Here is an 11,551-nt window from a genome sequence, read left to right as displayed (position 1 = left end):
TACATTGTCGCAGTTTTTGATCCCATTTTTTCAGATTTTGTGAGAAATCCGCGTAAAGATTTGAGTAAGCGACTTTATCCAGAACGAGGAGATGACAGTAAGGCAGTACTGGCCAAGATTAGAGAGTTTAATCGTTTGTACTATGTTTCTAGCTCACGGGCTAGACAACGGATACTAGTTATCCGGTGATAATTGTATATGGGAATCTCGACCCTATCAAACGGAAATAGAGGCTGAAAAAGCTTACCTTATATAAGGTTTAGCTTTTTACTTCTCTGTTTTAACCAAACAGGGGAAAAGATATTTCCGCGATCGCACATCCTCATATCTGCGTTGATTCGGCGACTTGCGTCTCGAGACAACAGACTCACTTTTTTGCGTTTTACCAACTTTTGATGATTGGGTGTCGAGCAAGGTATCCAGCGCAGACATACAACGAAACTCGACGGAATAAGAGTTAGCGTTCCCGCGAGTATGCCAGGTTTTTCTCCTTTTACCAGCTTTAAGTTAAAAGTTGGTATTTACAAAATATTTTTAAGGGCGTTTATTTTAATTGCCATCATGATCATCATGATAGCGGGTTATTTTCGACAAGCGAGGTGCGCGAGCCATCGAAAATAACCTGTTCAAGGGGTGTGTTCCACGTAATAGCCCACTTGATATTTATCCAAAAGACTTGCCTGCTCTACCTCATGCCATTTTTTGAACTCGTCGAATTCACGTTGCGTTATCTGCCTCTGCATATATTGCTCAATATCGCCTCCGTCACTGTGGCGTTGACTGGTGAATTCTTCCCTAATCATTAAATTTTGCTTTGAAGTATAATTTATAAAAAAGTGAAAGTTCAAAACCTCGCCCCTTGTGGGCGAAACAGTCCTTGTATCTGAAGGTAGGTAAAAACCCCACCCCTTGTGGGTGGCTTGATTTAATACTTCCGACTTCCGACTTCCGACTTCATTTTTTATTCTGAGCCTTTCGGTGGGATTTAATACATTCATCAAGGGTGAGAGATGGTTAAGGGACAAGATACTCAGTCACAAAAAATCTTAATTTTGACAGCAATCCCCCACGGTTTACGCTTGGATAAAGAAATTAAAGAAATAGAAGAGTGTATCCGACGAGCTGCAAAACGAGATAAATTTGAAATTCGCCTCAGAACGGCTGTATGTCCCCAAGATATTCGCCGCGCGTTCGCTGAGGAACGTCCCCATATTGTCCATTTCTGCGGACACGGCTTAGAAGATGGTAGCTTGTTATTAGAAGATGATGGGGGTCGTAACAAGCCTGTGAAGCCCGAGGGATTAGCACAACTGTTCAAATTACACGCAGATTATGTACAATGTGTGCTACTCAATGCCTGTCACTCCGCTAAATCTGCCACAGCTATCAGCCAATACATTAATTATGCCATAGGCATGAATCAGGAGATTCAAGACAAAGCTGCCATAGCTTTCTCCCAAGGATTTTATGATGCTTTGGGTTATGACTATCCAGATAATTTAGATGTATTTCAACGAGCTTTTGATGAAGCATTGGTGGCGATTCAGTTAGAAGATATTTCTCAAAGTCAAATTCCTGTTTTGCAGATAAATCAACAATCCATGCAATCTGCATCTGTAAATAATTCTCCAATTAATAATCCCTCAATCGCAACCAAACAGGAACTGGATGACCAAGATATTGAAACGTTACGGGAGCTTTTACAATTGAGTGGACGTGCTGCTGCTGATAGACGCAAAGCATTATGTATTGAAATTGGCATCAATTCCGGGGATTTGAGTGCTATCTGGATGCTGAGCGAAAATGACTTTGCCATTGAACTTATCGATTTACTACACAAACGCAAACTAGAAAATTCTATTTATAAACTATGTAAAAAATTAGTATCTGATTTTCAACAGGGAGCATATCATTCTAAACTACGAGTAATTATGACTAAAATCAAACCTTAATAGTTTGATTTAGTCACTACAAATCTTAATCAAACATTAACATGTCTCTAGAAGACCTGAATGATTCAGATATTCAAACTCTGAGAAGACTTTTAGAATTAAGTCACCGCGCTGATCCAGAACGCCGGAAAGCCTTATGCATAGAAATAGACATTAACCCAAGAGAATTGAGTGCCATTTTGACACTCACTACCCATGATTTTGTTATAGAACTGATTGATTTATTACAAAAAAGAAAATTAGAAACCACCATTTATAAACTTTCCTTGCTACTACAATCAAGTTTTGAAAGAAGTCAAGACGCACCTCAGTTAAATGCTATTGTAGACAAAATAAAATATGAGAAAGGTGCCAATGATATTCCACCGAATTCTCAACATCAAAGTGAAATCAAACAACTTCACTCCAAAATCAATCAGCTAGAACAACAATTAACACTCTTGCACTCCCTCATATCAGAACAATTAGAAACCATCCAACCTCTGCAACAACAATTAGGAGAAAAAGAGTCAATAATATCTGAGCAATTAGAAACCATTCAGTCTCTGCAACAACAATTAGGAGAAGAAGAGTCAGTAATATCTGAACAATTAGAAATCATCCAGTCTCTGCAACAACAATTAAGAGAAAAAGAGCCAATAAAACCAGCGCATAATAAAGAAGTTATCGACTCAAGTCAAGCGGTAGAACTCAAAAGTGAAAAGGATATTGACTACACCAAACTCCGCAATCTTCTAGCAGACGGAAAGTGGAGGGAAGCAGATCAAGAAACAGCCGATAAGATGCTAACGGTGATCGACAAAGATAGCTGGAAAGATGTGACAAGAGAAGACATCAGGAGCTTTCCATGTGAAGACTTACGCACCATTGACCAACTCTGGCAGTATTACAGTAAAAGTCGATTTGGCTTCAGTATTCAGAAGCAAATTTGGCAGGAAGTCGGGGAAAAAGTAGATGAAGAAACTAACAACAAACTCGGTGATAACGTTGGCTGGCGGAAGAATGGGAGATGGTTGCATTATTCCAAGTTAACTTTTGAGCTCGACAATGCTCCTCGGGGACATTTACCTGTGTTTGGGGTTTTAGGGAAGGATAATATTTTGGGATGGGAGTTTTTGCTATGGTTTATGGGGGTGAGATTTTCTGAGGTTGAGGTCTGTCTTCTTCTCTCGTGCTTAGACTCGACAACTAGCAGATAGAGTAACTTTAGCCATTTTGGCAAGCTTACTGTTGGCGAGCCGCTTTAAGTTTCTTATCAATCTCCTGTAGTTTACTTAGAAAGTAAATTTCCACCCTTTGATTTTTTTCTGGCGGCGTGTATATAGGATATTCCCAACCTAAACCATAAATAATTATGTTGGAAGCACCTTCTTTTTCTTTTTGTAGTATATATTTTATTTGCTTTGCCCTTGTGAGAGATAAGCCTAAGTTGTAATCTGGAGATACTCCTTTTGGGCTTGAATGACCAATTAGTACCAGTGTATCTGTCAGTGGTTTTTTTCTAATTTCTGACCACCAATTACTTAATCCCCTCATTTCCTCCTCTTCAGGAAGATTCCCGTTCTTTGGCAAAAAGACAGTGTGGGCAGCAAAATCATTGGATTGCTGACTGTGCCTTTTTATATAATCATAGATATCGTCTGTGTCTGATAATATCTTAGAAAGAGCTGTTCCGGTTAAACCATCTTTAGCTACAAGCCTTGTACTAAATGTACTCACAAAACCGACCGATTGAACAATCGACTGCCCATTTTCTGAAACTGCATAATTCACTATTTTATCTACAATATCTTTTAATTTATCCTTTTCATCTTTTTCATATGTCTGAGGGTAAAGGTATAAACTACGTCGTAGTGGATATTCATCATTAATAAATTTAAAATCAACTTTATTTGTAGAAGAATTTGTAGAAGGCTTTCTTTCCGGTGTAAAGAACGGGTAAATTCCATTTACTTTAACGATATAAAAGTCTTTTCCTTCTTCTTGGAGCAAGCTACTCAGGAATGAGGAGCTAACATAGCCAATGGACTTTCTAGAATGATCTCCGGAGACTTTTTCTAACATTTCACTATTGTCATCGATATAATTACAGTTAGAGAAGTTGTTTAGGTCTATGTTTAATTCTAATTCTTTTTTAAGTTCTTCATTTGTCCCGGATTTGTTCCGACAAAATACCTCCCATTCCTGGTTTTTACCTTCAAATATATCCTTAAGTTCCTTAGAACTTAAATTCTCTTTCTCTTGACTTGTGATGATTACAATAGCATCTTCTCCTATTGTTATTCCTGGAAAAGATTTTATCTCTTGATGATATGTTTTTGTAGGCGTAGTTGATGCCATCGCTATATCGCATTCTTTCTTATTTAACTTGTCAAATCCATCTTCAGTCCCTTCATAATCAATAATAAATCTTACCCTAGAAAACTCTTTGAATATAATATTATTACGGTGTTTGTTAAATTCCGCATCAGTTGTGTATATATCTTTAGCGGTTTCCGTTTTACTCTCAATACTAACAGCATGATTTTTTTGAGCTATTGCTTGGATAAAGAGAGGAGCAAATCTTTCCCCAAGCGTAGTAGAGCCACATAGGTTAATCGTTATTTCAGGCTCCAATTTGTTCATATGCTTAAGTGGCATAAATACAAGATAGACTAACCAAAAAAGTGAAATTATAAGAATAAAGACCCACTCCCTTTTTAGCCATTTAGGGCTTGTCCATATCCGATTCTGCTGCTTTTTGTAGAAAAAATATAGGGTGGTAAATAGAACTGGCAACATGCCGATGCCAATTTCAAATCTATTAGATGTGAACCACTGCCAAGAATTATGAGACGGAGACTTGATCGAAATAACGATAACCAATAGAGCCACTAATAATAACATGAAAATAAGAAGTTGTACTATTAAGCGCATATTTTTCTACGGGATTGAGTACCAGCCCAAGCCAAAAATGTGAACACTACTTTATATAAATACACCGATACTGGGGTATGAGTAGCATTCCCGCAGAAAACCGGGTTAAGGGAAGCAGTTAACGTATGAGCCATTTTGTAGAATAGGTGGCTTAAAGTATTAATTTTTCGTGGAGCATTGTTACCAACATGTGGTACTTTACCAGCTTTGGGTCATAAGTTGGTATTTAAGTTCTGACTGGATTAATTAGTAACTATGTACTAAGCTATGTCTGCTTGTAGTCTTCTTATGTTTGGGTAAAATGGGAGAGTTAAAAAGCTGAAATTTATATAGGATAAGCTTTTTCAGCTTCTATTTCCGTTTTAGCGTGAATCTCGGCTCAATGCCAAATTCAGATTAATCATTCGTCAACAATGAGAACCCCTATTTATCTAATAAATCGGGGTTCTGTGCCTTGTGAAAATCACAAATCAAATAAGCTAATGAGCATTTAAGTTGCATGAAAGTAGGGCTTAAGCCCTTACTACAAGCGAATAAATCTGGAAAAATAAATGGCGATTAGCTTATGATTGCTAGATTAATAAATCGAAATAAATAATGTCTGATTAAACGTTTGCTAACTTTAATAACTGCTTATTAACTATAGAAAGGCTGTATTTTTTTTAACAGTATTTCAGCTAATAATCTGATCGTAGCTGCCTTCTAGTCTCAATTTTTTTTAATTACAATCAAACTTATCTATATTTAGTAAGCAGTTAAATGATTTGTATGAATAAAATTATAGCCCAAATGAGTGGTGAAAAGGTAAAGCTTACGCTTTATTTTACTGAAGTGAAGAAACATTATTGTTCATAGTGAATGTGGTAAACTCAGTGATTGCTAATTCAAGCAAAACCTTTCTGAAAGACGCTGTTGTTGAAAGATATAACTTCTCTAAGCTGAATAAAACTCGCATCCGTTTCAAGATTCAGTTAAAGAAGACAACCAAAAGTAATGCTCCAAAATGGACAGATGTTCTCAAATATTCTCAAGATGAACAAGAATCTGACTTAGTGAAGGTTACAACCTCAGAAGTTGGTTTAAAGGGCATCAAAGTTTTCAAAGCTTTGGACGAAGCAGCAAGCCAATTAAGGCAAGAAATTACTTCAGTCCAAGAATGGATGAATTATGACAATGGTGATTGGATTTGTCCTATAGACTTAGCACCCTTGGTCTGGAGTCAACTAATCGAAATTCGAGATAATATTGCACCTGTTTTACGCACTCAACTGAAAGAAGAGTATGAAAAGGGGTACATAGACTATCAAGAACGTATTGACAAATTTCTCTCACTCAATGCTTGGCAGTTATCTGTAGAACAACAACAAGAAGTTAAGCAGAACCTAGTAAAAGCTTTTCCCTGTTTAAAGGAACTAGAGGACTATTTACAAGTAGTAATTGGTCGTCCTGTCATTATTCCCGCCATCAGTGAACAACTGTCAGAGAAACAAGCTGAATGCTTAGGGCAAATAAGTCGGTTTATCGAACAGTATGACAGAAATTTAGAACAAACACTGAGAGAATCAGCGATCGCTGGAGGTGAACAACTAGCAGCCCAGTTGCTCGAAGATTTGAGCAATTGGGAACCAGGACGCAAGCCAGTCAACTTCAAGAAGAAGATGGAACGCCATTTCAAGAAAGTCCAAATGCTTTTGGCTAACGCCAGTTTTGAAGCAGGTAGCAGCCTTGGACAAATGATGGCTCATCTAGAAAATGTTCTCGAAAACGCTTCTGTGGATGCTAAAAAGCTGGATTCACAAGGGCGTTCTCAGTTACAGGAAAAAATGGATGAAATTTGCTCCAAGCTTCTGGATGAACAACGCCATCTCCAACGATTAGCAAGTGATGAGGGTATGGGCTTAACCAAAGCTACAGCGATGTCTCTCAAACTTCGCTAGAAAAAACAATCAAGAACGTGTCTGTATCGTCGTTGATCGAAAACGAGGTGTGGGTGTAGAGGAAGACAATACGCCCACACTTCCCAAGCTTGCTACGGAACTGAGAGGGGAAGGAACTTTTTGCTTCCTTGTCTATCAGCACTGTTCCCATTAATTTACCAGTCCACAGTATTTAGAGGTAGGAAATGTCACATTTTTCAACTGTCACTACAAAACTAACTAACCGTGAATGTTTAGTACAAGCTCTACAAGATTTGCAGCTTACCGTTCAAGTTTATGAAAAACCACAATCCCTGAGAGGTTATTACGACGACTCCCAAGGACAAAGTGCTGAGATTGTTGTCCCTGGCCGTAGTTTAAGTGTCCGCGCAGATATCGGGTTTAAGTGGGATCAGGAGGCAGGGGTGTATCAACTCATCCATGATGCCTATGAAACTGTACCCCGACTAGGAGAAGACTTCTTTTCGCACACCTTAATACAAGCCTACGGACAGAAGATGGTTCGCGCTAAAGCAGCCCAGTTACAAGAACATCTGGGAGAATGCACCATCACAGAACAAACCAATGGTCAGGTACATACTTTGCGTCTCGCATTTTCAGCACATCAGCAAACTCAACAAGTACGGAGGTAACTTATGGAACGGGCAATATTGATACATTTTGACACTGTTACAGGCGAAGTGAAAATAGAAGCCGAGGGATTTGAGGGATTGTCGTGCCTAGAAGCAACTCAACCCTTTGAGGAAGCTTTGGGTGTGGTAAAGGGCGATCGCACTTACAAACCAGAATCTCAGCAACAGCTTCGTAGCACGATTACTCATCAACAACGGCTGCACCAATAAATGATGACAAGGGAGCGTGGGGAGACAAGGGAGATAGGGGAAGGACTTTTTTAATAATTCCTCTTTGTCTTCGTGTCCTCCTTGTTCCTCACATAAACAAACGTGCCATTCCACCAATAAACATTCGATGGGGGAACGAGGAAAATCCCCCCGCACAATTTTTCTATGAGCGAACTACCTGAAGATTATCCGATGCTCCATATTTACCCCTCAAAAGGAGCGCGGCAACCAGTAATTCTCAAAGGAAACGCGGAAGGACTGTGCGCGCTACTCAATGCTCTAATTTCCGCCATTGCTCATCCAAATTCTTCTGGAGTTGCTGAAGTGTTTAACGGCGATGCCGAAGTTTACGAAGTAGTCGTGCATCTTGTTACCACTCACGAAGAACTTTCTCCCGTACCCGATCAAAATTCGCAACAATGAAACTATCAAACCTGATTACCACCATTGACTCTCAAATACCCATCGTGGCAATAGATGTTCTGTCCCCCGAAGAAGCCACTATCATTCAGTGGTTAACTACTGAAGTGATGGACAAACTTAACAGTCCTGTGTACTTCTGGAATTTGGGAGTTTCCGGCTTGGAGCAATGTCTGATTGCTGACGACGGTGGACTGGTGTTCAAGTCAGTCGAAACTTATAAAAAGCCTCATAACATAGACCCTTTAATATATGTGTTCGAGTACATCAACAATTTCGGCGGTAATGGGGTTTTCATCTTGGGAGATGTTCACCCTTTTGTGGGTAAAAACTCCCTGCAATTGAGTTGGGAAATCCTCACCAGAGTAAAAAACTTGTACCATCGCCTCAAACCGACTGAAAAGCGAATTGTGTTTTTAGGTCAAAACATTCAACTGCACGAATCCTTGCTGAGACTAATTCCTTGCTGTGAAGTTCCTTTGCCCAGCATTGAGCAAATTCAAGACCACTTAGAATCATATTTACTATACTTGCAAGAATCTGCCAGTGAGCAAGAGGTAACTTTTACCGTATCTCTCACCACTGAAGATAAAGAAACCTTGGCAAGAGCAGCTTTAGGCTTGACGCTGGAGGAAATCAGCGACTTTCTCCGGCTCACTGTTAAGGAGCGATTAACTTCTAAAGGTATAGTAATTGATACTACGGTCATCCCTTTGGTTGTCGAATACAAAACCCGCCTACTGTCTCAGATGGGTATTGAATTGGGTAAATCAGCGACCATACCCTTTGGTGGTTTGGATTTATTGCGGGATTGGTTGCAACGCCGCAGCCGGTTATTTTCCCAAGAAGCGCGATCGCTCAATCTACCTCAGCCTAAAGGAGTGCTACTGGCAGGGCCACCAGCGACAGGGAAATCGATAGTGGCAAAGAACATTGCAACCATACTCAATCTTCCACTGCTGCAATTAGACATTGCCTCAATGCTTGGTAGCTTGGTTGGAGAATCTGAGGGCAATGTCCGTCGCGCACTCAAAACTGCTGAAGCTATTGCACCCTGTATTTTGTGGATTGATGAGGTTGAGAAAGCACTTTCAGCTAATGGCGATACTTCTGGAGTCTCACAAAGGATTCTGGGAAATATCCTCACTTTCATGTCTGAATGTACGGCGGGGGTGTTTGTGGTGGCAACCTGTAATGACCCAACAGCGCTGCCTATTGAGTTCAAGAGAAAAGGGCGGTTTGACGAGAATTTCTTCGTTGACCTGCCTACTGAGTTGGAACGTTGCCAGATTCTCAAGATTCACTTAGAACGATTTGGTATAGAAGTTCCGCAGGAATATTTAGAGGCGATCGCTGCTAGTACTGACAAGTTTAGTGGTGCTGAGTTAGAAACATTGGCATCAGAAGCAGCACTACTAGCTTTTGATGAGGGAAGACCTCAGCAGATTACACTGGCTGATTTAGAAAATTGCCAGCACAACATCACCCCTTTAGCTGTTCAAGATGCTGCTGCTGTTGAGCGGATGCAGTCTTGGTCAAAGATTGCCCGACCAGCTTCTAGCCCTGTGCAGATGTCTAAAAAAGGTCTGCGTACTTCCAGGTTCCGTACTAATTAGGTATTCCCAAATTAGTAATGATTTGAAGCTTTTGTCAAATGAACATCTGTTGTTGAGATATTCATTTGACATGGCAATACTTTACTCTAAAATATGTCAAAAATATGGAAGTTTACTTAATATTTGTAAATGCGGCTCAGAACAGTAACAAATTCTGGAGTGCAAAAGTTGAGCAAGGTAATCTAACTGTTGAGTGGGGTAGGGTCGGCTACAAATCTCAGCAAAAAGTTCACTCTTTCGGTAATTATCAACAAGCAGTTTCTAAATTCCACAATCTCGTGGCTGAGAAGAAAATGAAAGGCTACCGAGAAAGCCAACCTCAAATTGATAGTACTTCTGATTCTCTAGAAATCAAAAGAGCTATCCAATTACTGGAGATTTTGCGCCCTTATGTAGCACAAAGACAATTTGCCAATAGAAATTATCTAGAGATATTAAACCAATATTTAAAAATTGTTCCTACACCTTTAGGAATGAAAATAGACCCGTCTCGAATATACCGCGATGTGGCAGATGTTGAACATCAACTATCACTGCTGAACTCTTTGCTGGAAACTGATTCTATGCTGGGTGATAACACTACAGAAGAATCTGCTAATAACAGCAAAGTTATCAGTTTAAAAAGCATTGGAAAGAACTTTTGGAGGCATTTGTAGAAATAATTCAGGAGCGGAGCCTGATACTCCGAAAGCTACGATTAGAATAAAGGCTTACCTGAGAGCGGTTAAATGGGATATATCAGTAAACTTCCGTATGTCTCACAGAGTAAAAGCATCTGATTCAAAACTTCACATCCTTTATTTTCTGCTATCGCAGTCACCTTTCTAACAATGACGTAACCAGAAATAAATTATCATGACTCAAACAGCATCGAAACAAAGGGTAAAGCCTGCCAATCAGACAAAACAAACAAGTGTAGCTACTCCTAAAGCCGAAAATGAAGTATCAACAAATATCCCAGAAATATCTACAGGTAAAAAGAAAAAACGTACATCTCTAGATGCTGATACTTCAACTGAGCCTATCTCAAATAAGCGTACTAATAAACGTTCTGTCAAATCAGAGTTAAACTCTCAACCACTTATAGAATCAGGAATGGAGGTAATCTGCTCACAAACTAAATTTCACGATGCGCTCTCTCTAGTTAGTTGTGCTACCCCAGCTAAACCTACCCATCCGATTCTTGCTAATGCTCTAATCATTGCAGATATCGAAACACAACAGATACATTTAACTGTTACTGATTTAGCATTAACAATTCAGGCAAGTTTTGAAGCCCAAGTGTTGCTCAAGGGTGAAATCACTGTGCCAGTGGAAATGCTATTTGAGATAGTTAAGCATTGCCCTAATGATAATATTAGCCTCAGTAGTCAGACTCAGATTATACAGCTTATTGATGAGGAGAAGCAAACAAAAATCTGCTCTCTGGGTTTATCTGATGCTGATGGAAAATATGAAATTAGAGGCATTAGTGCTGAAGAATTTCCACCCAGTTCTACAATTGATGCTACTCCCATTCCTCTGCCGACAACAGTTTTCAAAGATGGTTTGAAAGGTGTAATTTATGCTGTCAGCACTGATGAAAATAAATATATCTTGACCGGAGTTCATATTCAACTTACACAGGAGAAGTTAAAGTTTATTGGTACTGATGGGCATCGAGTCGCAACCACTGAACTTTCAACTCAAGGAATTGGTAGAAAACCCCGTAAACAAGTAGAATCTGAAGAGATAATCCAATTTACTATTCCCGGTCGAGTCCTCAAGGAACTAGCGCGTAACTTGGATGATTCTGTCGAATTCATTAATCTGTTGTAAGTAAGTCGGCGCGAAAAAACTAAACTATGTAAAGATAAATAAATACGGAG

12 protein-coding genes are annotated in these 11,551 nt (G+C 39.4%); 10 read left to right on the top strand and 2 right to left on the bottom strand.

Translation table 11 applies throughout. The annotated features are described in order from the left end of the window. Window positions 1-189: hypothetical protein (locus tag RMY63_RS40055; RefSeq protein ID WP_322733986.1), on the top strand; the 189-nt coding region annotated here is incomplete at its 5' end. Window positions 190-267: 78 nt separating this feature from the next. Here the strand turns inward: RMY63_RS40055 and RMY63_RS40050 are convergent. After that, the gene (locus RMY63_RS40050) at window positions 268-432 is read right to left on the bottom strand and encodes a hypothetical protein (protein WP_322733985.1); all 165 of its coding nucleotides are present in this window, start codon (window positions 430-432) and stop codon (window positions 268-270) included. A gap of 578 nt (window positions 433-1,010) precedes the next feature. Here RMY63_RS40050 and RMY63_RS40045 point away from each other — a divergent pair. Next, on the top strand, window positions 1,011-1,952 hold the full coding sequence (locus RMY63_RS40045) for a CHAT domain-containing protein (protein WP_322733984.1): 942 nt from the start codon (window positions 1,011-1,013) through the stop codon (window positions 1,950-1,952). A 41-nt stretch (window positions 1,953-1,993) separates the two neighbouring features. Then, complete coding sequence (locus RMY63_RS40040) at window positions 1,994-3,151, top strand: GUN4 domain-containing protein (RefSeq protein WP_322733983.1); 1,158 nt, start codon at window positions 1,994-1,996, stop codon at window positions 3,149-3,151. A gap of 25 nt (window positions 3,152-3,176) precedes the next feature. Here the strand turns inward: RMY63_RS40040 and RMY63_RS40035 are convergent, their stop codons facing one another. Beyond that, window positions 3,177-4,838 carry a substrate-binding domain-containing protein gene (locus tag RMY63_RS40035; protein WP_322733982.1) on the bottom strand — a complete coding sequence of 554 codons (1,662 nt, stop codon included), beginning with the start codon at window positions 4,836-4,838 and terminating at the stop codon, window positions 3,177-3,179. 902 nt (window positions 4,839-5,740) lie between these two features. Between RMY63_RS40035 and RMY63_RS40030 the strand changes: the two genes are divergently transcribed. From RMY63_RS40030 to RMY63_RS40000, 7 genes are all read left to right on the top strand, one after another. Further along, complete coding sequence (locus RMY63_RS40030) at window positions 5,741-6,805, top strand: hypothetical protein (RefSeq protein WP_416212596.1); 1,065 nt, start codon at window positions 5,741-5,743, stop codon at window positions 6,803-6,805. 185 nt (window positions 6,806-6,990) lie between these two features. Further along, window positions 6,991-7,437, top strand: coding sequence for a DUF1257 domain-containing protein (locus RMY63_RS40025; RefSeq protein ID WP_322733980.1), 447 nt, complete (start codon window positions 6,991-6,993; stop codon window positions 7,435-7,437). Between the two features lie 3 nt (window positions 7,438-7,440). Next, window positions 7,441-7,647, top strand: coding sequence for a DUF2997 domain-containing protein (locus RMY63_RS40020; RefSeq protein ID WP_322733979.1), 207 nt, complete (start codon window positions 7,441-7,443; stop codon window positions 7,645-7,647). A 165-nt stretch (window positions 7,648-7,812) separates the two neighbouring features. Next, complete coding sequence (locus RMY63_RS40015) at window positions 7,813-8,070, top strand: hypothetical protein (RefSeq protein ID WP_322733978.1); 258 nt, start codon at window positions 7,813-7,815, stop codon at window positions 8,068-8,070. Further along, entirely contained in the window at window positions 8,067-9,683 is a 1,617-nt protein-coding gene (locus RMY63_RS40010; RefSeq protein WP_322733977.1) for an AAA family ATPase, read from the top strand. Before RMY63_RS40015 ends, RMY63_RS40010 begins: the two co-directional genes overlap by 4 nt. A 104-nt stretch (window positions 9,684-9,787) precedes the next feature. Then, on the top strand, window positions 9,788-10,339 hold the full coding sequence (locus tag RMY63_RS40005; RefSeq protein WP_292849832.1) for a WGR domain-containing protein: 552 nt from the start codon (window positions 9,788-9,790) through the stop codon (window positions 10,337-10,339). Window positions 10,340-10,538: 199 nt separating this feature from the next. After that, complete coding sequence (locus RMY63_RS40000) at window positions 10,539-11,501, top strand: DNA polymerase III subunit beta (RefSeq protein WP_322733976.1); 963 nt, start codon at window positions 10,539-10,541, stop codon at window positions 11,499-11,501. Window positions 11,502-11,551 lie beyond the last annotated feature (50 nt).

The sequence above is a fragment of the Nostoc sp. ChiQUE01b genome (assembly GCF_034531255.1).
Lineage (GTDB): Bacteria > Cyanobacteriota > Cyanobacteriia > Cyanobacteriales > Nostocaceae > Nostoc.
The sequence above is the reverse complement of the archived record's forward strand: the minus strand, read 5'-3'. Positions and strand labels throughout refer to the sequence as shown.

What these genes read in the sequence shown, in the direction of transcription:
- RMY63_RS40050 (WP_322733985.1), bottom strand. Translation starts at nt 432, where the DNA reads ATGTCTGCGCTGGATACCTTGCTCGACACCCAATCATCAAAAGTTGGT.
- RMY63_RS40045 (WP_322733984.1), top strand. Translation starts at nt 1,011, where the DNA reads ATGGTTAAGGGACAAGATACTCAGTCACAAAAAATCTTAATTTTGACA.
- RMY63_RS40040 (WP_322733983.1), top strand. Translation starts at nt 1,994, where the DNA reads ATGTCTCTAGAAGACCTGAATGATTCAGATATTCAAACTCTGAGAAGA.
- RMY63_RS40035 (WP_322733982.1), bottom strand. Translation starts at nt 4,838, where the DNA reads ATGTTATTATTAGTGGCTCTATTGGTTATCGTTATTTCGATCAAGTCT.
- RMY63_RS40025 (WP_322733980.1), top strand. Translation starts at nt 6,991, where the DNA reads ATGTCACATTTTTCAACTGTCACTACAAAACTAACTAACCGTGAATGT.
- RMY63_RS40020 (WP_322733979.1), top strand. Translation starts at nt 7,441, where the DNA reads ATGGAACGGGCAATATTGATACATTTTGACACTGTTACAGGCGAAGTG.
- RMY63_RS40015 (WP_322733978.1), top strand. Translation starts at nt 7,813, where the DNA reads ATGAGCGAACTACCTGAAGATTATCCGATGCTCCATATTTACCCCTCA.
- RMY63_RS40010 (WP_322733977.1), top strand. Translation starts at nt 8,067, where the DNA reads ATGAAACTATCAAACCTGATTACCACCATTGACTCTCAAATACCCATC.
- RMY63_RS40005 (WP_292849832.1), top strand. Translation starts at nt 9,788, where the DNA reads ATGGAAGTTTACTTAATATTTGTAAATGCGGCTCAGAACAGTAACAAA.
- RMY63_RS40000 (WP_322733976.1), top strand. Translation starts at nt 10,539, where the DNA reads ATGACTCAAACAGCATCGAAACAAAGGGTAAAGCCTGCCAATCAGACA.